Annotated in this window: 25 protein-coding genes and 1 pseudogene; 11 read left to right on the top strand and 15 right to left on the bottom strand. The window is 65.3% G+C overall.

Annotated features, from left to right (window positions below):
- Positions 1–12 precede the first annotated feature (12 nt).
- Positions 13–762, bottom strand: a complete 750-nt coding sequence (locus ACTUWL_RS14220) for a class I SAM-dependent methyltransferase (RefSeq protein ID WP_021081952.1) — start codon at positions 760–762, stop codon at positions 13–15.
- 183 nt (positions 763–945) lie between these two features.
- On the opposite strand from ACTUWL_RS14220, the gene gloB reads away from it, so the two are divergent.
- On the top strand, positions 946–1713 hold the full coding sequence (gene gloB, locus ACTUWL_RS14225) for a hydroxyacylglutathione hydrolase (RefSeq protein WP_021081951.1): 768 nt from the start codon (positions 946–948) through the stop codon (positions 1711–1713).
- Positions 1713–2144 (top strand): cupin domain-containing protein, encoded by a 432-nt coding sequence (locus tag ACTUWL_RS14230; RefSeq protein ID WP_021081950.1) that lies wholly within the window; start codon positions 1713–1715, stop codon positions 2142–2144. The genes gloB and ACTUWL_RS14230 overlap by 1 nt, the downstream gene beginning before the upstream one ends.
- Positions 2145–2260: 116 nt before the next feature.
- On the opposite strand, the gene yddG is transcribed toward ACTUWL_RS14230, so the two are convergent.
- From yddG to ACTUWL_RS14245, 3 genes are all read right to left on the bottom strand, one after another.
- Positions 2261–3127: an aromatic amino acid exporter YddG gene (gene yddG, locus ACTUWL_RS14235; protein ID WP_021081949.1), complete on the bottom strand. Its 867-nt coding sequence runs from the start codon at positions 3125–3127 to the stop codon at positions 2261–2263.
- A gap of 129 nt (positions 3128–3256) precedes the next feature.
- Positions 3257–3982: an acetoacetyl-CoA reductase gene (gene phbB, locus ACTUWL_RS14240; protein WP_021081948.1), complete on the bottom strand. Its 726-nt coding sequence runs from the start codon at positions 3980–3982 to the stop codon at positions 3257–3259.
- A 254-nt stretch (positions 3983–4236) separates the two neighbouring features.
- The gene (locus tag ACTUWL_RS14245) at positions 4237–5415 is read right to left on the bottom strand and encodes an acetyl-CoA C-acetyltransferase (RefSeq protein WP_021081947.1); all 1179 of its coding nucleotides are present in this window, start codon (positions 5413–5415) and stop codon (positions 4237–4239) included.
- Positions 5416–5728: 313 nt separating this feature from the next.
- On the opposite strand from ACTUWL_RS14245, the gene phaR reads away from it, so the two are divergent.
- Positions 5729–6319, top strand: a complete 591-nt coding sequence (phaR, locus tag ACTUWL_RS14250) for a polyhydroxyalkanoate synthesis repressor PhaR (RefSeq protein WP_021081946.1) — start codon at positions 5729–5731, stop codon at positions 6317–6319.
- A gap of 174 nt (positions 6320–6493) precedes the next feature.
- Here the strand turns inward: phaR and ACTUWL_RS14255 are convergent.
- A pseudogene (locus ACTUWL_RS14255) lies at positions 6494–6946 on the bottom strand (EAL domain-containing protein); the annotation flags it as partial.
- On the opposite strand from ACTUWL_RS14255, the gene ACTUWL_RS14260 reads away from it, so the two are divergent.
- Positions 6923–7585: a hypothetical protein gene (locus ACTUWL_RS14260; protein WP_035653678.1), complete on the top strand. Its 663-nt coding sequence runs from the start codon at positions 6923–6925 to the stop codon at positions 7583–7585. The pseudogene ACTUWL_RS14255 and the gene ACTUWL_RS14260 overlap by 24 nt on opposite strands.
- A gap of 128 nt (positions 7586–7713) precedes the next feature.
- Positions 7714–8364 (top strand): maleylacetoacetate isomerase, encoded by a 651-nt coding sequence (gene maiA / locus ACTUWL_RS14265; protein ID WP_021082498.1) that lies wholly within the window; start codon positions 7714–7716, stop codon positions 8362–8364.
- On the opposite strand, the gene ACTUWL_RS14270 is transcribed toward maiA, so the two are convergent.
- Positions 8361–9353 (bottom strand): LysR family transcriptional regulator, encoded by a 993-nt coding sequence (locus ACTUWL_RS14270; RefSeq protein WP_307756490.1) that lies wholly within the window; start codon positions 9351–9353, stop codon positions 8361–8363. The two genes, maiA and ACTUWL_RS14270, sit on opposite strands and share 4 nt — an antisense overlap.
- A 31-nt stretch (positions 9354–9384) precedes the next feature.
- A complete protein-coding gene (locus ACTUWL_RS14275) occupies positions 9385–11076 on the bottom strand; it encodes a putative bifunctional diguanylate cyclase/phosphodiesterase (RefSeq protein WP_168470980.1) in 1692 nt (563 codons plus the stop codon).
- A 219-nt stretch (positions 11077–11295) separates the two neighbouring features.
- Here ACTUWL_RS14275 and ACTUWL_RS14280 point away from each other — a divergent pair, with 219 nt between their 5' ends.
- Positions 11296–11580, top strand: a complete 285-nt coding sequence (locus ACTUWL_RS14280; RefSeq protein WP_021077533.1) for a hypothetical protein — start codon at positions 11296–11298, stop codon at positions 11578–11580.
- Between the two features lie 15 nt (positions 11581–11595).
- Here ACTUWL_RS14280 and ACTUWL_RS14285 read toward each other — a convergent pair whose 3' ends face one another.
- The 4 genes from ACTUWL_RS14285 to mtgA all read right to left on the bottom strand — a co-directional run bounded on the left by ACTUWL_RS14285 (position 11596) and on the right by mtgA (position 13920).
- Positions 11596–12066, bottom strand: coding sequence for a YybH family protein (locus tag ACTUWL_RS14285; protein WP_021077534.1), 471 nt, complete (start codon positions 12064–12066; stop codon positions 11596–11598).
- 19 nt (positions 12067–12085) lie between these two features.
- On the bottom strand, positions 12086–12706 hold the full coding sequence (locus ACTUWL_RS14290; protein WP_021077535.1) for a hypothetical protein: 621 nt from the start codon (positions 12704–12706) through the stop codon (positions 12086–12088).
- A 198-nt stretch (positions 12707–12904) separates the two neighbouring features.
- Positions 12905–13090, bottom strand: coding sequence for a 50S ribosomal protein L32 (rpmF, locus tag ACTUWL_RS14295; protein ID WP_021077536.1), 186 nt, complete (start codon positions 13088–13090; stop codon positions 12905–12907).
- 158 nt (positions 13091–13248) lie between these two features.
- A complete protein-coding gene (gene mtgA, locus ACTUWL_RS14300) occupies positions 13249–13920 on the bottom strand; it encodes a monofunctional biosynthetic peptidoglycan transglycosylase (protein WP_035650502.1) in 672 nt (223 codons plus the stop codon).
- Between the two features lie 200 nt (positions 13921–14120).
- Between mtgA and ACTUWL_RS14305 the strand changes: the two genes are divergently transcribed.
- Positions 14121–15041: a polyprenyl synthetase family protein gene (locus ACTUWL_RS14305; RefSeq protein ID WP_021077538.1), complete on the top strand. Its 921-nt coding sequence runs from the start codon at positions 14121–14123 to the stop codon at positions 15039–15041.
- A gap of 132 nt (positions 15042–15173) precedes the next feature.
- Positions 15174–15854 (top strand): DUF1345 domain-containing protein, encoded by a 681-nt coding sequence (locus tag ACTUWL_RS14310; RefSeq protein ID WP_021077539.1) that lies wholly within the window; start codon positions 15174–15176, stop codon positions 15852–15854.
- 207 nt (positions 15855–16061) lie between these two features.
- Here the strand turns inward: ACTUWL_RS14310 and ACTUWL_RS14315 are convergent, their stop codons facing one another.
- Positions 16062–17948, bottom strand: coding sequence for a caspase family protein (locus tag ACTUWL_RS14315; RefSeq protein WP_035650544.1), 1887 nt, complete (start codon positions 17946–17948; stop codon positions 16062–16064).
- Between the two features lie 204 nt (positions 17949–18152).
- Between ACTUWL_RS14315 and ACTUWL_RS14320 the strand changes: the two genes are divergently transcribed.
- Positions 18153–18581 (top strand): hypothetical protein, encoded by a 429-nt coding sequence (locus ACTUWL_RS14320; protein ID WP_021077541.1) that lies wholly within the window; start codon positions 18153–18155, stop codon positions 18579–18581.
- Positions 18582–18601: 20 nt separating this feature from the next.
- Here the strand turns inward: ACTUWL_RS14320 and ACTUWL_RS14325 are convergent, their stop codons facing one another.
- Positions 18602–19072, bottom strand: a complete 471-nt coding sequence (locus tag ACTUWL_RS14325; RefSeq protein ID WP_106940404.1) for a GFA family protein — start codon at positions 19070–19072, stop codon at positions 18602–18604.
- Positions 19073–19235: 163 nt separating this feature from the next.
- Here ACTUWL_RS14325 and ACTUWL_RS14330 point away from each other — a divergent pair, with 163 nt between their 5' ends.
- Both ACTUWL_RS14330 and ACTUWL_RS14335 read left to right on the top strand, forming a co-directional pair.
- Positions 19236–19610 carry a nuclear transport factor 2 family protein gene (locus tag ACTUWL_RS14330; RefSeq protein ID WP_021077543.1) on the top strand — a complete coding sequence of 125 codons (375 nt, stop codon included), beginning with the start codon at positions 19236–19238 and terminating at the stop codon, positions 19608–19610.
- A gap of 107 nt (positions 19611–19717) precedes the next feature.
- Entirely contained in the window at positions 19718–21325 is a 1608-nt protein-coding gene (locus ACTUWL_RS14335) for a Na+/H+ antiporter (RefSeq protein WP_021077544.1), read from the top strand.
- A gap of 61 nt (positions 21326–21386) precedes the next feature.
- On the opposite strand, the gene ACTUWL_RS14340 is transcribed toward ACTUWL_RS14335, so the two are convergent.
- Complete coding sequence (locus ACTUWL_RS14340) at positions 21387–22727, bottom strand: Rieske 2Fe-2S domain-containing protein (RefSeq protein WP_021077545.1); 1341 nt, start codon at positions 22725–22727, stop codon at positions 21387–21389.
- A 124-nt stretch (positions 22728–22851) separates the two neighbouring features.
- The gene (locus ACTUWL_RS14345) at positions 22852–23451 is read right to left on the bottom strand and encodes a DsrE family protein (protein WP_021077546.1); all 600 of its coding nucleotides are present in this window, start codon (positions 23449–23451) and stop codon (positions 22852–22854) included.
- Positions 23452–23480 lie beyond the last annotated feature (29 nt).

Below are 23480 nucleotides of genomic sequence, written 5' to 3' on the forward strand. Positions count from 1 at the left end.
GGCTGATTCACGTCATTCCGAGTGGCTGGATTTGCGCGTCGCCGTCGAGGACGGCACCAACACCGGCCGCAACGACGGGATCAGCTGCGGCCGCTCGCGGCGCGCCGGGATCGCGCGATAGACCTGCTTGCTCGCTTCCACGATATGCACGCCGGCGAAGGGCATCGACAGCGCCGCGCCGACCCGCTCCCACGCCATCGCCGAGCGCAGGAACCAGCTGCCTTGCACCGGCGGCATGAACAGCGCCTCGCCCCATGACGCCGGCGTGAACCAGGTCTGCCGTAACAGCTGGGTGATCTGGGCCCGCGAATAGGGCCGGCCATGGCCGAACGGCGTCGCATCGGTGCGCGTCCAGACGCCGCGCCGGTTCGGGATGATCGCGATCAGCCGCCCCGACGGCGACAGCACCCGCCACACCTCGCGCAGCAGCCGCTCCGGATCGTCGGACATCTCCAGCGCATGCACCAAGAGCACGCGGTCGACCGCGGCATCCGGTAACGGCATCGAGAATTCGTCGATCAGGGTCGCCAACGCGGGGCGGCCGGTCGGCCATTTCAGCACGCCCTGGGCGGCCGGCATGAAGGCAATACAGCGCTCGCAGCTATCACGGAACAGGCCGAGATAGGGCGTCGGATAGCCGAGCCCGAGCACGCGCTGGCCTTCCGCGTTCGGCCACCGCGCACGGATGCCGCGGTTGATCAGCTGCCGCGCCACGATGCCGAGGCGCTGCGAATAGAAATCGCGGAGGTCGATGACGTCCATGATCTCAGCCTACCATGCCCCCTGCCGCCGGGGTGCGCGGAAAATTGCGTTGCCGCCGGAGCGTTAACGCCATATTTCACACCTATATTGGACGCGTTAAGAGCACGATCCGAAAAAGTGGGCATCGGCTTTTCGAGAAGATCATGCTCTGAAGCGTCCGTCCCGTTTGTTCGTGGAGATATCATGACCGCCGAAATTCGTACCTTCAGCTGCCTCACCGACAATTTCGGGTACCTGATCCACGATCCCGTAACCAAGGCGACGGCGTCGATCGACGCGCCGGAAGCCGGCCCGATCATCAAGGCGCTGGAGCGCGAAGGCTGGACGCTGACCGACATCCTGATCACCCATCACCATGGCGACCATGTCGGCGGCGTCGCCGAGCTGAAGCAGAAATACGGCTGCCGCGTCGTCGCCCCGCACGACCAGTCGGCGAAGATCGCCAATGTCGACCTGCGCGCCGCCAATGCCGACGTCATCAAGATCGGCAGTCTCCTGGCCCGCGTGGTCGAAACCCCCGGCCATACGCTCGACCATATCTCCTACGTGTTCGACGGCGAGAAGGCCGTGTTCGCCGCCGACACGCTGTTCTCGATCGGCTGCGGCCGGGTGTTCGAAGGCACCTATCCGATGATGTGGGATTCGCTGCTGAAGCTGCGTTCGCTGCCGGATGATTTCCGCCTGTATTGCGGCCATGAATACACCGCCTCGAACGTGAAGTTCGCGCTCACCATCGAGGCCGACAATCCGCATCTGCAAGCGCGCGCCGAGGAAGTGACGCGGCTGCGCGCCGAGAACAAGCCGACGATTCCCGTGCTGCTCGGCGACGAGAAGAAGGCCAACGTGTTCCTGCGCGCCGACGAGCCTGCGGTTGCGGCCAAGCTGCACATGAAGGGCGCCGACCCGGCGCTGGTGTTCGGCGAGCTCCGCGAGCGCAAGAACAAGTCCTGATGTCACAGCCCTCCGCGGCCGACATCATCGCGCAGCTCGCGCTGAAGCCGCATCCCGAAGGCGGGCATTATCGCGAGACGTTTCGCGACGAGCGCTGCGATGCCGCCGGGCGCGCGCATTCGACCGCGATCTATTTCCTGCTGGCGCGCGGCGAGCGCTCGCATTGGCACCGCATCGACGCCGTCGAGATGTGGCACCATTATGCCGGCGCGCCGTTGACCTTGCGGATTGCGCAGGACGGCGGCCCGCAGCAATCGATCACGCTCGGCGGTGATGTCGCGCGCGGCGAACAGCCGCAGGCGCTCGTACCGGCGGGCGCCTGGCAGGCGGCGGAAAGCAGCGGCGACTGGACGCTGGTCGGCTGCACGGTCGCGCCGGGATTCGAGTTTTCGAAGTTCGAGCTGGCGCCGAAGGGTTGGGAGCCAGCTTAGTAGGATTCTCTCTTGTAGGAGCTGCACTCGTAGGATGGGTAGAGCGCAGCGAAACCCATCGACTTCTCTCCTCGCGGCGAGATGATGGGTTTCGCTGCGCTCTACCCATCCTACATTCATTTCCGCAACACCATGTCCTTCGCCGCGATCAACCCACCGCCGGCGATCAGAACGGCGGCGATGGCGATGTTGGCGCTGGGCTCGGCGAAACCCGCCAGGATGAGGAACGCGGTCGAGAGCAGCGGCGTGGCGTAGGACGCTGCTCCCAGCACGCGGATGTCGCCGCGCTTCATGCCGATGTCCCAGGCAAAGAACGCCGCGCCCACCGGACCGATGCCGAGTGCGACCACTGCCAACCATTGCAGCGGCGTTGCGGGCCACACCGTGGTCTCCACCATCATGTGCACCAGCGCGGCCAGCACTGCGGTGGCAAGGCAAAAGCCCGCCACGGCATCTGTCGGCACCGCCTTGAGCCGGCGCGACATCACCGAATAGGTCGCCCACACGAATGCCGCGACGAAGGCCGCCGCGAAGCCTGGAATCTGTTCCCTGGTGAAATTGCAGGTGTTGCCGGCAAACAGCAGCACGGTGCCGGCAAGGCCAAGCAGTGCGCCGACGATGTGATGGATCGCCAGCCGTTCGCCCGGCAATAGCGAGGAGAACAGCACGATCAACAGCGGCCAGAGATAGTTGAGCAGGCCGGCCTCGGCCGGCGGCGCGAAGCGCAGCGCCAGGAAATACAGCGCGTGATAGCCGAACAGCCCGCCGACGCCGACGACCCAGGCGAGCAGCGGCTGCTTCAAGGCGCCGAACGCGGCAGGGCGCAACAGGAAGCTTGCGAACGCGACCGCAGCGCCGATCGCAAACGTCATGGCAGCAAGCTGGAACGCCGTGATCGCGCCGGTCGCGACCGTCATGACCGACAGCAGCGACCACATCAGGATGGCGGTCAGTCCGACAAGGGTGGCAGTCCGGGTGGTCATTTCAATTCAATCCGTCATGGCCGGGCCGGCCACGTCTTTGCTTCACGCCTCGCGGTTGTAACGACGAAAATGCCCGGCACAAGGCCGGGCATGACGCATTGATCGAGGTCGCGTGCGGCGCTGCGCCGCTTACGCGTGATACTGGCCGCCGTTGATGGTCAGCGTCGAGCCGGTGATGAAGCCGGCATCGTCGGCCGCCAGGAAGACCACCGCGCGCGCGATCTCCTCAGGCTCGCCGAGGCGATTGACCGGGATCTGCGGAATCACGTTCTTCTCCAGCACATCCTTCGGCACCGCCTGCACCATCTCGGTGTTGATGTAGCCGGGCGCGATCACATTGACGGTGATGCCGCCCTTGGCGTTCTCGATCGCCAGCGCCTTGGTGAAGCCGATGTCGCCGGCCTTCGCCGCTGAATAATTGACCTGGCCGAACTGGCCCTTCTGGCCGTTAATCGAGGAGATCGAGATGATGCGGCCGAACTTGCGGGCGCGCATGCCCTCGATCACCTGGCGCGTCATGTTGAACAGCGAGCCGAGGTTGGTGTTGATCACGGCATTCCACTGCTCGAGCGTCATCTTGTGGAATGCGGTGTCGCGGGTGATGCCGGCATTGTTCACCAGCACGTCGATGGGGCCGAGTTCGGTCTCGACCTTCTTCACACCGGCCGCGCAGGCGTCGAACGATGCGACGTCCCACTTGTAGACGGGAATCCCGTTCTCCGCCTTGAACTTCTCCGCCGCGGCGTCATTGCCGGCGTAGCTCGCCGCCACGTTGTAGCCGGCCGCTTTCAGCGCCTTGCTGATAGCAGCTCCGATGCCCCGCGTTCCGCCCGTCACCAATGCAACACGTGCCATGTCCGTCTCCTCCTTGGCCGTCTTTTATAACCGGATAACTCCGGTCTACGCACTCACAACGAAGCGCGATGAGATCGTCGCGCTTCCGCTCCCTTTTTGAGCATGATCCGTTCGGAAAACCGCTTCACACTTTTCCGGATCATGCTCGCGCAAAACAAAAATGCCCGGCGCAAAGCCGGGCATCTTTTCTATCAGTTCGCGCCGTGGTTGACAGATGATCTTTTCATCACCTAGCCGGCCTCGCTGCCTTTTGTTCAGTCGCGTGCAACGCACATGGCGATGCCCATGCCGCCGCCGATGCACAGCGTCGCGAGGCCCTTCTTGGCATCGCGCTTCTGCATCTCGTGCAGCAGCGTGACCAGCACGCGCGCACCCGACGCGCCGACCGGATGGCCGATCGCGATCGCGCCGCCATTGACGTTGACCTTGGCCGGATCCCAGCCGAGGTCCTTGTTGACGGCGCAGGCCTGCGCGGCGAACGCCTCATTGGCCTCGATCAAATCGAGGTCGGCGATGTTCCAGCCGGCCTTCTTCAGCGCCGCGCGCGAAGCGGGGATCGGACCGGTGCCCATGATCTTGGGATCGACGCCGGCCTGGCCCCAGGAGACGATGCGGGCGAGCACCTTCTTGCCCTGCTTGGCGGCTTCCTTGGCGGTCATCAGCACGACGGCGGCGGCGCCGTCATTGATGCCGGAGGCGTTGCCGGCGGTTACGGTGCCGTCCTTCTCGAAGGCGGCGCGGAGCTTGGCCATCGCGTCGAGCGTCGCGCCGTGGCGCGGATACTCGTCGGCATCGACCACGATGTCGCCCTTGCGGCTCTTGATCGTGACCGGGACGATCTCGTCCTTGAACTTGCCGGCCTTCTGCGCCGCCTCGGCCTTGTTCTGCGAACCGACTGCGAACTCGTCCTGCTGCGCGCGGGTGATCTGGTACTGCTTGGCGACGTTCTCGGCGGTGTTGCCCATGTGGTAGCCGTTGAAGGCATCCCACAGGCCGTCCTTGATCATGGTGTCGATCAGCTCGAGGCCGCCCATCTTGACGCCGCCGCGCAGATACTGCGCGTGCGGGGCCATGCTCATCGACTCCTGGCCGCCCGCGACGACGATCGAGGAATCGCCGTTGAGCAGCGCCTGGTAGCCGAGCGCGACCGTGCGCAGGCCGGAGCCGCAGAGCTGGTTGACGCCCCAGGCCGGGCTTTCCACGGGAATGCCGGCCGCGATGGAGGCCTGGCGGGCCGGGTTCTGGCCCTGCGCCGCGGTGAGGATCTGGCCCATGATGACTTCGGAGACCTGGCCGCCCTCGACGCCGGCACGCTCCAGCGCCGCCTTGATGGCAATCGCGCCGAGATCGTGAGCCGGTGTGGTCGCGAATGCGCCGTTGAAGCTGCCGACCGGGGTGCGGGCGGCGCTGACGATGACGACATCGTCTGACATGGACATCTCCTATGGGTTGTAGCTGGGTTTCTCGACGGCGGGCGGCCGGTTTGGCTGGCCTGTCTCTTAACGGCTATCCTGTAAAGCTCATTGAGGCATGTCAATCAAACTGTGGCGCAAATCGCGCCGCGACGCACTCAAAATGACGCCCTTGGCACATTCCTGAGCAAATCCTATGCTTTGGAATTAACCGCACAGCACAAAACGGTAGCCGAACCGCTTTGAAAATGCTTACCTTTGCTGCGATGCGTTGCATTTAGCCCTGCGGCGATGCCGTCGGGTTCCAGGTTCTTCGGTGTTGAAGTGAGAGCCCATGGCAAAATCTGAACAACCGACCACGATCAAGAAATACGCGAACCGGCGGCTCTATAATACCGGTACGAGCACCTATGTGACGCTCGAGGATCTCGCGGCGATGGTGAAGGAAGGCGAGGATTTCCTCGTCTATGACGCGAAGACCGGCGACGACATCACCCGCTCCGTGCTCGCGCAAATCATCTTCGAACAGGAGAACAAGGCCGGGCAGAACCTGCTGCCGACCACGTTCCTGCGACAGCTGATCCGGTTCTACGGCGACAGCATGCAGATGGTGGTGCCGAAATATCTCGAACAGTCGATCGAGACGCTGACCAAGGAACAGGAGAAATTCCGCAAGCAGATCGCGGGCGCCCTGAGCGGCACGCCGTTCGCTCCCCTGGAAGAACAGGTCCGCCGTAACATGGAGCTGTTCCAGCAGACCTTCTCGATGTTCAAGCCGTTCGTGCCGCAGCGCGGCGGCACTGAAGCCGAGAAGGTGCCGGAGCCCGCGCCCGACGACGGCAACATCGACGACCTGCGCCGCCAGATGAAGGACATGCAGGAACGTCTCGAGCGCATGTCGCAGCCGGCGAAGAAGGACGAGTAGCTTTTCGTTCTCCAGCGCGGACCTCACCGCATCGTCGCCCCGGCGAAAGCCGGGGCCCATAACCACAGATCCATTGTTGTTGCCCGAGGCGTCTCCCGGATCGCCTCATTGAGAAGCCGCGGCGTATGGGTCCCGGCCTTCGCCGGGACGACACCGTTTGTTGGGCAATCCGAGTCAGCCCGCGGCGGGCACAACCTTTTCCGCCGGCACGTTCCACGGCCGGTCCGGCGAGGCGAGGCCGATCAGGCGGCCCTGAATGAAGTCGCAGCCCCATTCGCGCAGCATCACGGCGGCTTCCTCGTCCTGCACCCATTCGGCGACCGTCTTGATCTCAAGCCGGCGCGCAAGATCGATCAGCGTCTGCACGAAGGCGCGATCGTCGGCCGAGCGCACGATGTTCTGCACGAAGGCGCCGTCGATCTTGACGATGTCGACGCCGAGCTTGCGCAGGTTGCGGAACGAGGTGTAGCCGGCGCCGAAATCGTCGATCGCGATCCGGCTGCCGAAATTCTTCAGCCGCGTGACGAAGCCGCGGACGTCGTCGATGTCCTGGATCGCGACGGTCTCGGTGATCTCCACGATCAGCCGCTCGCCGACGCCGGGATGCGCGCGCATCAAGGATTCGATTGGAAGATCGGCGCCGTCTCGGATACGGGCCGACCGCTCGTGATGCGCAATCGATCGCTGTTCATATCAGGTAAATGGCGCGACGTATCGACGACCGCGAATAGCCTGATTGCGCCACTCACACCGGCATTCCGCCCCGTTTGCGGCGTGATCTTCTGTGACCGGGTGATGAGGGATCTCGGCGTTGTCGAGCGCATCCTGCCGACCGATGCAGATATCCGCCACGAATGGTTCGACCTTGGAGATTTTTCCGGACTGATTGCTGGGCAATCTCCCAGTGGCCGCTTCATCCATGGCCAGAGCCAGGCCATTGTCGACGTCGCAACCGGCCGCACGCTTCTGCGCACCGAGCGCACTGGCGACTTCTCGGTTGACGGCAGTCGTCTGATCGACGGATTTACCCTGCGGGATATCTCGACCGGCAAGGCCCTCTGGACGCTGCACGAAACGCCGCACGGCGGATTCGTCATGATACTCGCCGATGGCCGGGTTCGGCTGTCGCCCGGCGCCGAAAGATACATCAAGCTGGTGCGTGGCTTCGAGGTGAAGCCATTTGATGATGCCGCGCGGAAGCAATTCGAACTGCCGCACGGTCTCGCGCCGTGGCTTGCGACATTTGGCCCGCGGGCGCGGCGCTGAAGCACCTCCCCGCGCCCCGACAGGGCTTGCGGACGCGCAAGCCCTGATTGCCGCACGGCAATCGCATCACCTGCGACGCACCTCGCGGGGTCCGCTACAGAGATTGCCTCCGACAGAAGGCAATCCCGATGACCATCCAGCTCTACGGCTTCTGGCGCTCGAACGCGGCATTCCGCGTCCGCGTCGCGCTTGCGCTCAAGAACCTCGATTTCGAGGAAATCGACATCGACATCCTCTCCGGACGCCAGTTCGATCCGGGCTACGCCGAAGTCAACGCGGAGCATGTCGTCCCCACCCTCGTTCATGACGGCCGCGCCATCTTCCAGTCGCTGGCGATCATCGAATATCTCGACGAGATCCATCCCGAGCCGCGGTTGCTACCGGCCGACCCAAGCGAACGGGCCTATGCACGATCGCTGGCAATGATCCTCGCCGCCGATGCGCATCCCCTGACCGTCCCGCGCGTCCGCAAGCATCTCGCGCAGGCGTTCGGCGCCGATGCCGCCGCCATCGAGACATGGTGCAGGCATTGGACCGCCGAGGGACTTTCGACCTACGAGCGATTGCTGACGCGGCGTCCGGCGGCTTCCTTCGCGCTGGGACCGGCCCCCACGATCGCCGACATCAGCATCGCGGGCCAGGTGGCCCTCGCCGACGTCTATCGCATGGAGCTCGCGGCATTTCCGGAGGTGGCGGCGCTGGCGAAGCGATGCTTCGCCTTGCCGGCATTCGCCGAAGCGCATCCGTTTCAGCAACGGGGCTACAATCCCGCCGGCTAGATCAGAGCGCGATTGCGCGAACGTCCTTCGAGCAATTGCCGACGCGCCGTCAGCCCCTGCCCCACGATATCGAAGAAGGCGCGGACGCGGGCGGTGTTGCGCAGATCGCGGTGGGTGATCAGCCAGAGTTCACGCGTGAGCGCGGCCTCCGGGACGGAGACGGTTTCGATGTCGGATTCCTGATCGCCAAGATAGCAGGGCAGCAACGCCATGCCGATGCCGGCCTTCACCGCCATCATCTGGTTGATCAGGCTGCTGGAGCGATACACGATCTGATCATTCGGCACGGTTGCGGTGAGCCAGCTCGCCGCGGCCGCGGCCGCCGAACTATCCCAGCCGATGAAGCTGTGGCCCTCGAACGGGGCGCCGCCGGGCCGGCCGCGGTCGGCCAGATAGCGCGGGCTCGCGTAAAGCGCCCACGCCGTCTCCGCGATCTGCCGTCCGAACAAGTCGCCCTCAGACGGGCGCGTCGCCCGGATCGCGATATCGGCCTCGCGTCGCAGCAGGTCGAGCTGGCGGTTGTCGACGAGCAGCTCGAGCGTGATCCCCGCGTGCCTCGACCTGAACTCCGCGAGCAGATCGTTGAGGATGCGGTAGGCCAGCGATTCCGAGCAGGTGATCCGCAAATTGCCGGACAGCCGAGCGTCCCGGCCGGTGACGTCGCGGTCGACCGCCAGCACCTCCCTCTCCATGCGTTCGGCGGCGAGCAGCATCCGGTCTCCGGCGTCCGTCGGCGTATAGACGCCGCCGTTTCGCTCGAAGAGCTGGACCTCAAACCTCGCCTCGAGCGCGTTGAGCCAGCGAAAGATCGTGGAGTGGTCGTTACCCAGCTCCTGCGCAGCTCCCCTGAGCGAGCCGGCCCGGCTGATGGCAAGGATCAGCCGAAAGTCGTTCCAGTCCATGCCGCGATGCTCTCCGGAAAAAGCGCAGCCGCACGATTCGGGCGCACGCTTGCGCTGCCGGATATGAGGTGCGGGGGCCGGGGTCAACGCAATGACCCGCGTGGCAGGTATAACGACGTCAGCCCGCGGCGGGCACGACCTTTTCCGCCGGCACGTTCCACGGCCGCTCCGGCGAGGCGAGGCCGATCAGGCGGCCCTGGATGAAGTCGCAGCCCCATTCGCGCAGCATCACGGCGGCTTCCTCGTCCTGCACCCATTCGGCGACCGTCTTGATCTCAAGCCGGCGCGCAAGATCGATCAGCGTCTGCACGAAGGCGCGATCGTCGGCCGAGCGCACGATGTTCTGCACGAAGGCGCCGTCGATCTTGACGATGTCGACGCCGAGCTTGCGCAGGTTGCGGAACGAGGTGTAGCCGGCGCCGAAATCGTCGATCGCGATCCGGCTGCCGAAATTCTTCAGCCGCGTGACGAAGCCGCGGACGTCGTCGATGTCCTGGATCGCGACGGTCTCGGTGATCTCCACGATCAGCCGCTCGCCGACGCCGGGATGCGCGCGCATCAAGGATTCGATGGTGGCCCACCAGTCCGGATCCATCGTGGTGTCCGGCGAGATGTTGAGGCTGAGCTGCACATCAGGGGCCGCGGCGAGCTCGGCGATGGCGAGCTCCAGCACGCGATGATCGACCAGCCGGATCAGGCCGAGCCGCTCGGCGACCGGCACGATGTCGGGCGCGAGCAGCGCACGGCCGTCGTCCTGCTCCATGCGGACCAGGCACTCGTAAAACGACGGCTGCCGCGAGCGCGCATCGACTACCGGCTCGAAGCCGATCACGATGCGGCGCTCGTTCAGCGCGGTGACGATCTCGTCGGTGACGCGGATGTTGACGCGGCGCTGCGCGTCGCGCTCGACATTCGGCTTCCACAGCGCGAACGAACCGGCGCGGCGGCTCTTGGCGGCATCCAGCGTCTCCTGGGCGCGATTGACCGCCTCTTCCGCCGACTTCGCATGGCGCGGGATGGTGACGGCACCGATCGATGCGGTCACCGATACCGGGCCGGACCTGGTCGGCACCACCTCGTCGCGCACCGCGGCGAGGAAGCGCTCGGCCGCGACGTTGGTATCGTCGACGGTGCAGTTGCGCAGGATCAGGCCGAACTTGTTGCCGGAGAAGCGGCCGAGCATGTCGCCGCTGCGCAGCCGGGCGCGAATCCGCTTCGCCACCTCGGCGATGACGGCGTCCGCGACATCGAAGCCGAAAGCGTCGTTGACCCGCGCCAGATGATCGATGCCGATCAGCATGAAGGCACAGGAAGTGCGGAAGCGCGCGCACTCCTCGATGCTCTCGGCGAGCGAGGCGACCAGATGGGTGCGGTTGAGCTCGCCCGTCAGCGGATCGTGCCGCGACAGTTTCAAGAGCTGCTCGTCGCGGGCGTGGCGTTCATTGTTGACCCGGACGATGCCCTGCACCCGCGACGGCCTGCCGTCGGGGCCGGCAAACCAGCAGCCGGTCTCCTCGATCCAGATCACCGGCGCCGATGTGACGCTCCGTACGCCATATTCGATCCGGTAAGGCACCGGCTCCCCGCTTCGCGACGGCGCGGCGTGGCCGAGCGCGTCCACGCGAATGCTGCGCGACGGCTCGATCAGCTTCGCGAGCTCGGCGCCGCTCGCCAGCGCCGCGACCGGGATGTCCGGGAACACCGTCGCCACATTGTCGCTCCAGGCCATCGCGTCGCTCGCCAGGTCCCAAGCGAAGGTCGCTTGGCCGAGCGAGGCGAGGATGCTGGCAGCTGGCGGGACAGGGGGCATCGAACATGTCTCGATTTGGGACGGCACCCGGTGATTCTCCACAGCCTCAAGATAGTGGTTCCGGCGAATCCAACGCTAGGAGAAGTTGATAAATAATCTGGAAACCACGTTTTCGACTGCCGCGGAACGAACTGGGGATGGCGGGCATGACCCTTGCCATGAGGGTGTTGCAGAGGGACGCAACGTCCCAAACTATGACGCTCCATCGGGTCGCAGGCGATGTTTGATATCGATCAGTCAGAGGTCCTCGACGGCGAGTTCACCGACACTGCCGCCGTGACCAGCACGGCGCTGGTGCCGCTGGCCGTGACCACCCATTGGGCGCCCAAGATCCCGCTGCCGCACGGGGACCCGTCATTTCTGGCTCACCTGATCGCAACCGCCGCGCACGAGCCGCAGACGTGCGGGCTGCGGCGTGGGTCATTGGCCGACGCACAGACCGCCTACGGCCCGCATATCGACGAACGCCGCAGCGTGACGCGACGCACCCGGCAGATCATCTAGCAAACCATCGCGCGATCAGCGGGCCTTGACCGGCCGGTTGCCGTGACTGTCCTGCGGCACGCCGCGGCGCAGCGACATGTGGGAATGGATGCCGAGCCAGCGCCCGTCGGCCTGGCGCGCGAGGATGATCGTCGCCCGCCCCGGCCGGTCGAAGCGGCTGCCGTCCGGATTGAAGCCGGTGCTGGTCCAGGGCGTGATCACCGTCGCCATGCCGCCATCGGCGCTGATCAGCACCTCCGTATGCGCGAGATCGAAGGCGAAATCCGCGGTGCGGGGCCAAACGTTGTCCCACTGCATCTCGGTCCAGCGCGTGCGGCCGTGGATCAGTTCCTGATAGGTGCCGAACGAGATGATGTCCGGATGCCAGAACGGGCGGGCGGCCGCATAGTCGACCGCCCTGACGCAGGCAGCGAACCGTTCGAGCCAGTCGAAGATCGATTGCGTTGTCGTCGGATCGGCGATCGGAAGGGGCGCGTGTTCGTTCATGGCTCCCTCCGAAAACACGCTAGCGTTGCGGCCCGTCCGATGACGGGTGGCCGCCCGGCTGCAGATCCGGCGAGGCGACCGTCGGCTTGGGCGCAGACTGATCGAGCAGCACGGATTCCGCGACCGATGTCGCCGGCGGGACCGGTGCAGGCGCCGGAGCGGCGACAGGCGCGGGCTCGGGCCGCGGTGCAGGCTGCGCGACAGGTGCAGGCTGTGGTGCCTCGGGCTGCGCCTTGCTGACGCTCGGTGCCGGCGCCGCAGGCGCGACCACCGCACGGCGGCGGGTGCGCAGCGCAATTCCGGAAATGAAATCGACCAGCGCCAGCAGCGTCAGCAGGCAATAGGTCGAGTTGCCGAACTTCGGCCACAGCACGAATTCGGCGGCGGCCGCGCCGAACACGATCAGCGACAGCAGATGGTCGGTGAGATATTTCGCGCCGGGGCGCGCGCCCTTGATGACCTCGAGCAGCAACAGCAGCACGCCGGCGGCAAGCAGCATGTCGCTGAGCGTGATCTGCCACTGTTCGCCCGACAGCAAGGTCAGCCTGATCAGCGGGTCCGTGAAGGACACGCCGGGCATCAGGAAAGCGATGATGTTGTAGACCGCGAGCGGAACGAGCAGCAGCGGAAAACCGACCATCGGGGCTTGCGCCTTATTTCAGGGAGAACCAGCAAAGCGGCGATGGCACTTGCCTCGCCGCGGACGCGCGTCTTGACCGCACTCGTTGGCCGAATTCAGGCGCAGCGCCGTTTGATTGGAGCACAACCTTATCGGAAAACCGCTACGCACTTTTCCGGGTCATGCTCGCGCCTCCGCGGCGCGGCAGCCGAAGTCCGATCAGGACTCTTTCTTGGCCTTCAGGACCTGGCGGCCCTTGTACATGCCGGTCTTCAGGTCGAGGTGGTGCGGACGGCGCAGCTCGCCGGAGTCCTTGTCCTCGACATAGGTCGGGGTCTTGATCGCATCGGCCGAACGGCGCATGCCGCGACGCGACGGCGAGGTTTTTCTTCTGGGAACGGCCATGACGGTGTCCTCTAGGGTGTTGCGGAGGCATCGTCCGAAATACGGACGTGGCTCAGCGCTTCGAAGCGCAAGCTGCGATGCCGGTAAGGCCGCGCTTATAGAGGAAGGCACTCCGTAAAGCTAGGGCCGGAGACAGCAAAATGCGCCCGAAATCGCGCTCAATCGCCGCGATTGTCGCGCCAGCACCGCGTCACGGTATTGGCCCGGGCCATGTAGGTGCCGGACAGCCTGCGCACCCCCGGCCCCGGGTTCCGGGCGCTCCTTTTGAGCGGATTCGGCAGAATCGCCGCCAAAAGCGCGGCTTCCCGGGGCGACAGCGCCGCGGCGGACCGGCCAAAGGCATATTGGGCGCCGGCTTCGGCGCCAAACTGCCCGGCTGGGCCCATTTCCGCGATGTTCAGGTAGATTTCCAGGATCCGCTGCTTCGGCAGCACGAAGTCGATCCAGAGCGCCAGCGGCAGTTCCAGCCCCTTGCGGATCACGCTGCGGCCGGACCACAGGAACAGGTTCTTGGCCACCTGCTGGGTGATGGTCGAGCCGCCGCGGGCCACCTCACCGTCCTCGGCATCGTTGACCGCCTCGCGCAGCGCGCCCCAATCGACGCCCCGGTGCTTGCAGAAATGGGCATCCTCCGAGCTGACCACGGACCGCGGCAGGTAGGGCGACATCGCGCCGAAATCGACCCAATGCCGCGTGACCGGGGCGCCTCGCAGGGTCCGCCACGCCATCAGGGCCGAGACCGGCTGACCGGTGCGGTAGAACGGCGTCACCAGATAGGGCAGCAACAGCACCGCCAGCAAAACCAGCAATAAAATTCGGACAATGCGCAAAACGAGGGTTTCCGGGGAGGACCTCTCCAGCAACGATTTGGCACCCGCCCGCCAGGACACGGCCGGCACCGTCAGACGTCTGTGGGATAATTCACGGTTTTTCCAGCACTTTTAAGGCGCGAATCCATAGCAGGGTGGAATTGACGAAGCCGATCTCATCAACGATTGTCCGGCCGAAAATCGATCTGGAGCAATTCTTAATGACGACCGGTACTGCAGAGTTTTCCAAGCGGCTGGACCAGACCGCGGAGGATACCGAAGCCCTGCTCGCGAAACTGCTGTCCGACGCGACCGAGAGCGACGAGATCGTGCGCCCGAAGCGGCTGATCGAGGCGATGCGCTATTCAAGCCTCGGCGGCGGCAAGCGGCTGCGGCCGTTCCTGGCGGTCGAGAGCGCCGCGGTGTTCGGCATCCCGCGCGAAGCCGCGCTGCTGGTCGGCGCCGCGCTGGAATGCATCCACTGCTACTCGTTGATCCATGACGATCTGCCGGCGATGGACAATTCCGACCTGCGCCGCGGCCGCCCGACCCTGCACAAAGCCTATGACGACGCCACCGCGATCCTCGCCGGCGACGCGCTGCTGACGATTGCCTTCGACATCATCACCCGCGATGCGATCCACAAGGACGCTCAGGTGCGTCTGCTGCTGACCCGCGCGCTGGCCCGCGCCTCCGGCGTCGGCGGCATGGCCGGCGGCCAGATCCTCGACCTCGCCGGCGAAGGCCGTTTCGGCGACCGCGAGCCGGTCGACGTCGCCCGCGTGCAGCAGATGAAGACCGGCGCGCTGCTCCGCTTCGGCTGCATCGCCGGCGCGATCCTCGGCCAGGCCTCGCAGAAGGAATACCAGGCGCTCGACGATTACGGCAAAGCGCTCGGCGAGGCCTTCCAGATCGCCGACGATCTGCTCGACGTCGAGGGTGACGCGGCCGCACTCGGCAAGCCGGCCGGCGCCGACGCCGCACTCGGCAAGACCACCTTCGTCACCCAGCTCGGCATCGACGGCGCCAAGCAGCGCGTGCGCGACCTCTTGGCGCGCGCCGATGCCGCACTGTCGGTGTTCGGCGATCGGGGCGACGTGCTGCGCGCCGCAGCCCGCTTCGTCGCCGAGCGCAAGAACTAGATCATGATGCGAATCGCATCATGATCTAATCTCTTTTCTGAGCATGATCTCCGCGCAAACGCGTTGCGTTTGTCGCGAGGGAAAACCGGACTCCACTTTTCCGGATCATGCTCTAACTGGAAATCGCCCGAAATGAACAAGGAATTCGACGACCGCCTTGTTCGTTTCCGCAAGCTGCCGATGCCGGTCCGCGTGGTGGTGGGCCGGCCGCGCACCTTCACTTCGATCGTGGTCGGCATCGTCGTCGCGCTGTTGATGCCCGGCTCGCTACGCCTCGTCACGCGCCTGCTTGCCGGCTGGGACGCCTTCGCCGCGCTCTACCTGGTGCTCGCCTATCTGATGATGCTGCGCTGTGGCGTCGCCCACATCAAGCGCAGCGCCATCCTGCAGGACGACGGCCGTTTCCTGATCCTGCTGCTGACCGCGTTCGGCGCGCTGGCGAGCCTGTTGGCCATCGTGTTCGAGCTCGGCGCCTCCAAGGGCAGCCCGGCCGGACTGGCGGTGGCCATCGTCACCATCACGCTGTCATGGGCCATGGTGCACACCGCATTCGCGCTGCACTACGCCCATGAGTTCTATCGCGGCAAGACCCCCGGCGGATTGCAGTTTCCAAGCGGCGATGCGCATACCGACGTCGACTATTGGGACTTCGTCTATTTCTCGTTCGTGATCGGCATGACCGCGCAGGTCTCCGACGTCGGCATCACCGACAAGATCATCCGCCGCACCGCGACCGTGCACGGCATCATCTCGTTCGTGTTCAACACCGCGCTGCTGGCGCTGATGGTGAACATCGCGGCGAGCTTGATTTAGCGCGTTATCAATTGGATCGAACGGTTCGGCCACGGACTCTCGTCACCTCTCCCCGACGGGGAGAGGTCGATTTGCGCAGCAAATCGGGTGAGGGGCCGCGGCGCTAACGAGAGACCGCAATCCCTCACCCGGCGCTGCGCGCCGACCTCTCCCAAGGGAGAGGTGAAGTACCGCTGCAGCTGCAGCTCAACCTAATCTCCCCGGGCGCTAGTTGCAGACCTCGACATTGCCGACGTTTCCGCCGGGGCCGCCGCCGCCGCGGTATTCGAGATGGCAGCCGCGCCTGACCGGACGGCACAGATAGGCATCGCACGTGATCTGCCCGCTGCCGCCGCCTTCCGCCCTCGCACGGCCCTGCGGGCGCGGAATGTCGGCGGACGGGAGCTGCGGCTCGCGCTGCGGGCGGAACGCACGGTCCTGCTCGCGGCGCGACGGGCGCTCGTCGCCGTCGCGTTTGGCGACCGGCTTCCGCTCGCGCCGTTTTTCGCATTCATTGTCGTCGTTGAGGAACGAGCCCTCGGCACACACGATCGTGGTGCAGCGATCGCCATCGGCCCTATAGCCGTGCTCGCAGACCAGCGGACAGACGCGGGACTGCTTCAGCCTGACGGCATCGAGCGTGTCGACACTCGCGGCCTTGACGTCGAGTCTGGTGCCGGCATAGCGGTTGAACAGCGTCAGCGAGCGCTGCGACGCCGCGTTCCAGTCGCCATCGACGGCGCCGGTCAGGCAGCCGACGCGGCGCAATTCGGTCTGCACCGATTTGACTACGTCGGCCTCGGGCGCCCCGGTGGCGAGTGCCGCCACGGTCGTGGTCTTCTCAGGCGGAGCTGATGGCGCGGCCGCAGCCGGCGTTGCCGATTGATCGGCAGCAGCCTTGTTCGCCGCGGCGCGATCGGCGAGCGCAGCATCCGCCTGACGCCTCTGCTCGGCAACCGTGGCCTGCTCCTGCGCGACCTGCTTGGCCCGTTCGGCGGCAAGACGCGCGGCTTCGGCAGCCTTCGCGTCGGCCTCGGCCTTCGCCTGCTGCGCCTTCTGCGCGCCCTCGGCGGCAAGCCGTGCACGCTCCTGCTCGGCCAGACGCGCCTTCTCGGTGGCGGCGACGCGCGCGTCCTCGGTCGCGAATTTATCGAGCTGCAACCTGGCGAGGTTGGCGTAGTAGCCATTCGGATACTGCGCGAGGAAAGCATTCATCGCGCTCTTGTTGCCGATCTGCAGCGCGAGCTCGTAGTCGCGCCTGGCTTCCGACTGCGGCGTCGGTGCCGACATCGGGGACGCGGCAGCGGCGACGGGCGCCGGCTTGGCTAGTGCCGGCACCAGCGGCACGTCCTCGCCGCCGAGCGAGCCATAGACGAACGGCTCCTGGCGGTTGTTGGTGGTCTTCAGCACCTCGTCGCGGACATAGCCGAAGGCGCGACGGACATCGAGACCGGGCGTCGGCAGGAACTTCGACAGCGCGATCGTGAACGGGCTGTTCTTGCCGTCGCCGTCGGCCGCCGTAGACCCGGCTTTCGCCGAATAGGCGATCAGCACGTTCGGACTGGTCGGCTCGACCTTGGCGAGGCCCTGCCCGATCGCCCGGGTCGCCAGCGTCCGCTTCATGGTCTTGGCGAACGGGTTGTCGCGGCAGGCATCGAGGATCACCAGCCGCAGCTTCCGCGCCGGCTCGATCGCGACCAGGATACGGTCGAGCGAAAACGCCTCGTCGTAGACGTCGGTGTCGCGCTCCAGGCGGGCATCGACCGGGATCAGGTAGTTGGCGCCGTCGACCTCGATGCCGTGGCCGGCGTAATAGACCAGCGCAATATCGGCATCGCGGGCGAGGTCGGCGAATTCGCGCAGTGCGCGGCGGGTCTCGACCGCCGGCAGGTCCTTGCGGAAGTCGACCGTGTCGAAGCCGGCATTCTTCAGCGTCGCTGATATCACCGAGGCATCGTTGACCGGGTTGGCCAGCGGCGCGGTGTTCCGATACGCCGAGTTGCCGAGCACCAGGGCCACGCGCTTTTCCGCGAAGGCGGGCTGGCAGACGATCAGCAGAACGGCCGCGACGGCGAGCAGCAATCGATTCAATTTCAAGAACCCAGACCTGTTCATGGCGATACTCTGGCGGTTTTCCAGCATGCAGGTCCGAATACCAGAATCAAGCGCGGCATTTTGTGAGGCGCCTCACGATCCGCGCCGGCGTCGACCATGTCACCCTGACTGTTAGTCGACGAGACGGACCGCCGGTTCGGATTTGGCCGGGCACGAGATTTGGTGCACGATCCGGACAACAAGAACAGACGCACGGAGGACGTGATGCAGGGCACCAGCGCGGCGGTTCCATCCGCCAGACCCGGCAAGATCGGCGGCATGATCGGCAGCATGGCCCGAAACCTCCTCGCCCTCGCGCTGCTGGCCGGCTGCGCCGCGGGCTGCGGCCTGGTCGACGCCGTGTTCGACGGCTTCAAGCACGCCAAGGCCGTGGAGAACGATCTGGTTGCGATGGTCGGGGTCAAGCCGGCGGTCGGGTTCAACTGGCACAATGGCCGGCTCACATCGGTGACCGTCACCTTCCCCAGCCTGCTCCAGGACAAGCCGTTGCAGCAACTTGCCGTCGCCGCGCGCGCGGCGGTCGGCAAGGAGTTCAAGCAGCGCGCCGACGATGTCGTGCTCGCCTTCTCGCTGGGGCCGTCCGAGACGCCGGCGGCACAAGTCGACCAGGCTCAGGACAAGAACCTGCCTTGAGCGGATTTATTCCCCGCCATTTATTCCTCACCTTGCGTCACGTGCTCCTGATATTGCGGCAGGTCGTCCAGTATCGCGTACCACGGCGCCTTGGAGCCGACGAAGATATGGGCGGTCGGCCGGATCGAAGGCGGCTCGCGCAGCGTACCCATAGTGACATGGGCATAGGCGCCGTTACGGACCTGCGAATAGAGCAGCGACCCGCAGCGGCCGCAATGCGCGTCGTGGGTGATCTCATCGCCATAGATCAGGAGGCGGTCGGCGCCGCGTGTGACGGTAAATTTTTTGCGGGCAATCCCCGCGAACGGCTTGAACGCCGATCCCGTGGCGCGCCGGCAGTTCGAGCAGTGGCAATTCAGCGCATAGGCAAACGCGTCGGCCACCTCGTAGCGCACGTCGCCGCAGAAGCATTCGCCGGTCAGGATGATTTCATTCGAATTTGCAGATGCGGTCACAGCTTGCTCCTCACGCAGAATTTTGCCGCCGGCCATGGCGCGATGCGGCGGTTCGCGGCTAGATTGCAGAGCCCTTTCCATTCCGATTGAATCGGAACGGGCTCGCGATCCTCGTTTGACGCGTTCCTCACGCGAACCGGTACCCGCTTCGCTCGAAAACGCTCCTGTAGACCAAAACCCCTGCCGGGAGGACCAACCCATGAGCCAAGATCGATCCACCGTCGAGAACGTCGTGCAAACCTATTTCGACGGCCTCTACGAAAGCAATGCCGACAAGCTCGCCGAAGCCTTTCATCCAAGCGCCGATCTGCGCTGGGTAGAGAAGGGCGAGCTGAAGGTCCTGACCGTGCCGGACTGGCTCGCTCTGGTGCGCAAGCGCACGTCGGCGAAGGCCGAAGGCAAGCCGCGCGAGGACTTCATCGTCACCATCGACCGCTCCGACGACAACACGGCCTTCATCAAGGTGCGTTGCCAGCTGCCGCCGCGCTACTTCACCGACTACCTCGTCGCCATGAAGCTCGCCGACGGCTGGCAGATCGTCTCGAAGTCCTACCGCTACGACCTCAAGGACTGACCGCCGCTCCCGCCGCGTTTCCACGACGGCTTTGTGACATGCCCAAGCGGCCCGGCTCCGGCCGGACCGCATTGACTGGCGCTGGTTTCCGGGCGAATTGAGCCGTTATGGAAGCCAAGTTTCAGATCTTTCTCAGCTTGCTCGGCGTGCTGGCGGGAACCGCCCTGGTTGCGCGGCGGACCGATGTCGCGCCGGCGATCCTGCTGCTCCTGGTCGGCGTGGTGCTCGCCTTCGTGCCGGGCATGCCGTCGCTGGAACTGCCGCCCGAGCTCGTGCTCCTGGTGGTGCTGCCGCCGCTGATCTATTCGGCGAGCGTCGCGATGAGCTGGCGCGAATTCAGGGCCAATCTGCGGCCGATCATCCTGCTGTCGGTCGGCTGCGTGATCTTCACTGCCTTCCTGGTCGCGGCGGCGACCCACTATCTGATCGGCCTGCCCTGGAGCGTCGGCTTCCTGCTCGGGGCGATCGTCGCGCCGCCGGACGTGGTGGCGCCGCTCGCAATCGCCCGCAAGCTCGGCATGCCCCGCCGCATCCTGGTGATCCTCGAGGGCGAGGGGCTGGCCAATGACGCGACCGCGCTGATCCTCTACCGCTTCGCGCTCGCCGCCATCACGACAGGGCTGTTCTCGCTGCCGAAGGCGACCGGCACCTTCCTTGTGATCGTTGCCGGCGAGATCGCGTTCGGCACCGCGGTCGGCTGGCTCAGCCTGCGCGCCCGCCGCAGAGCCCGGGATCCGCAGGTCGAGATCACGCTGTCCTTGATCACGCCCTATCTCGCCTACTGGATCCCCGAGCATTTCGGCGGCAGCGGCGTGATCGCGACCGTCGCCTGCGGGCTCTATATGAGCTGGAACGGACCGCTATTGATCTCGGCCGCGACGCGCCTGCAAGGCATCTTCTTCTGGGATTTGATCATCTACCTGATCGAGGGCCTGCTGTTCCTGCTGACCGGCTTCCAGATGCGCTCGCTGTACGAGAAGTCGAAGTCGTTTCCGCTGCACGACATCCTGACCGCCACGGTGCTGGTCGCAATCATCGTGATCGTCGCGCGCTTCCTCTGGGTGTTTCCCGGCACCTATCTGCCGCGCTGGATCAGCCGGCAGCTCCGCGACCGCGATCCGCTGCCGTCGTGGCGGGCGGTGTTCGTGGTTGCCTTCACCGGCGTGCGCGGCGCGGTCTCGCTCGCCGCGGCACTGGCGCTGCCGCTGACACTCCCGAATGGCGACGCCTTTCCGTATCGCGACCTGATCCTATTCGTCGCCTTCGGCGTGATCTTCGTGACGCTGGTCGGGCTCGGCCTCACCCTGCCGCCGGTGGTGCGCTGGCTCGGCCTCGCCAAGGACGGCCGAAGCGAGCATATCGCCGAGCACGAGCAGGAGATCGCGGCGCGGCGCGAGGCGCTGAACGCCGCGCTGAAATCGCTCGATGCGATCACCGACGACCGCGAGCTCTCCGACGAGGTGGTCAAGCTCTTGCGCTCGCGCCACGAGATCCGCGTCAACCAGCTGCCCGACACGCTCGACCCCGAAAAGCACGACGCCTCCGCGGCCGGCACCGCGCTGACCCGGGAACTGATTTCATCCGAGCGCAAGTTCATCCACATGCTGCTGCGCGACGGCAAGATCACCGACGAGACCAGGCGCCGCATCGAGCGCGACCTCGATCTGGAGGAAGCGAGCCTGTCCAACCGCGAGTATCGAAAGATACCGCTGTAGCCCCGCTGTAGCGCGCCACCTCCACATGGCGTCCCAGTGAAGGCCGGGACGACCGAGGAGGTTATTCTGCCGCCGTCTGCTTTCCGGGACCGCCGACGAAGCCTGCGGGATCGCCGAACCGCTCGACCATCACGGCGGTGAGATCCTTGGCCTTGCTGGTGACGCAGGCGCCGGAGCGCACCGTGTAGCGATCCTGGTGCGCGGCATGCGGCGGCGCCTCGCCGTTTTGCAGCGCGCGGGCCGCCTCCATCATCAGCTTGCGGAAATGCATGATGCCGAGATCGGTCGGGCCGAGATGCTCACGGGTGCGGTCGGCGATCGGGCCCTGGCTGTCCTGCACCGCGGCGTCCTGCTCGGAGACGCCCTTGATGCCGGTATAGCTCCTGGTCCGCTGCAGCTTGCGATCGATCAGATAGTCATTCGACTTGTTGCGCAGCGGCACGTAGTTCTCGTCGACCACGGCCATCACGCCGTTGCCGTTGGCGTAACCGTCGCGCTCGGCGTCGGTCAGCGGACGTTCGGGATTCCATGCATAGGTGTAGATCCAGCAATTGGTGTCGGTCACCGGCACGAAGGTCTGGCCAAACATGTTCTCGCCCGGCATCGAGCTCGGCGCGTAGCTGTGGAACGGCATCAGGAACTGGGCAATACGCCAATAGATGTTGTCGCTGCCGGTGAGCCGCCCGCCCGCGACCGTCAGCCCCGCGTCGTGCGGATTGATCTTGATCACCGGCCGCGGGTCCTCGGCGATCCAGCGCATGTGATCGGTCGCGACCCGCGTCAGCGGGTTGACGAAATGCTTCTTGATGTCGAGGATCTCGTTCTCCTCCTTCTCGAAGGAGAGATGCGCGAAGGTGAAATGCGCGGTGTCGATCGAGCCTTCCACCGCCTGCACCCAGTTGCAGTCCTGCCATTTCTTGGTGACGAAGCGGTGCGAGGCCGGCAGCAGCGCCATCTCCAGCGCGGGCAATTCCGGCATCTGATCGACCGGGCCCATATAGGCCCAGATCATCTCGCCCCATTCGCGCACCGGATAGGACTTGATGCGGATCAGGTCCTTGGCGTTGAGGTCCGGATACGAGGTCGGCATGTCGACGCAGCGGCCGTCGGTGTCGAACTTCCAGCCGTGATAGACGCAGCGGATGCCGCATTCCTCGTTGCGGCCGAGCCAGAGATTGGCGCCGCGGTGCGGGCAGTATTGATCGATGACGCCGACCACGCCCCTCGAGTCGCGGAAGGCGAGCAGCTCCTCGCCCATCACAACGATCTTCTTCGGATCGCTGTCCGGCTCCGGCAGCTCTTCCGACAGCAGCACCGGAATCCAGAACCGGCGTAGCAATTCGCCCATCCCCGTTCCCGATCCGGCTTCGGTGAGGAACCTGTTGTCTTCGGCGCGGAGCATGGCGTTTCCCCGGGTTGTTTTTTGATTTTCCCGGAGCTTGGCGTAGCGGATGCGGAACGTCAATGCGATTGGCGGCGCGGTCGGCCCAGCTCAAAGCGGGTTCAAGGCAGTCCGGTCCTCCGGCTCACGGCTTCACATAGGCCCATCCCTTCTCCTGCAACTCCATCACGCGCACGACGCCGGACTTCACGACTTCCGCCTGCTTGATGATCGGAATCGACTTGTTCTCGGCCTTCTGCATCTTCTCCTGGGTATTGCCGCAGGCCTTGAACGACACTTCGGGTGTACTGAGGGCCATTTCCTCGATGCGGGCCTTCACCGGCGAGGTATCCTCGCGCAGCATGTGCAGGCCCGGGCCGAACGTGACCACCTCGATCTGCACCTTCTCGCCGAGCCCTTTGTAATACTCGGTCACGTTGGTTGCGTTGTTGAGCGTGAGATTCATGGCGGCCGCATCATTGCTGTTCACCTGCAGGACCAGACGATGCTCCTTGCCTTTCGGCGCCACCGGATCGTGCATGCGCGCATACGCGGAGCGCTTGCGTATTTCGGCCGCGGTTCGCTGCCTTTCTAATTTATGAATGTCGCTCGCCCGGTAAGTTGCAGGCTGCTCGCCCGGTACCCAGTACTTTCCACCTTGCTCTGCCGCCGCCAATGGCGTGGAAGCCAGCACAGCGATAGCAACCATCGCAACAAATTTCGCAACAGATTCAAAATTGCACATCAAACATCTCCCTCTCGAAAATCGGCAGG

The sequence above is a fragment of the Bradyrhizobium sp. WCU1 genome (assembly GCF_053474805.1).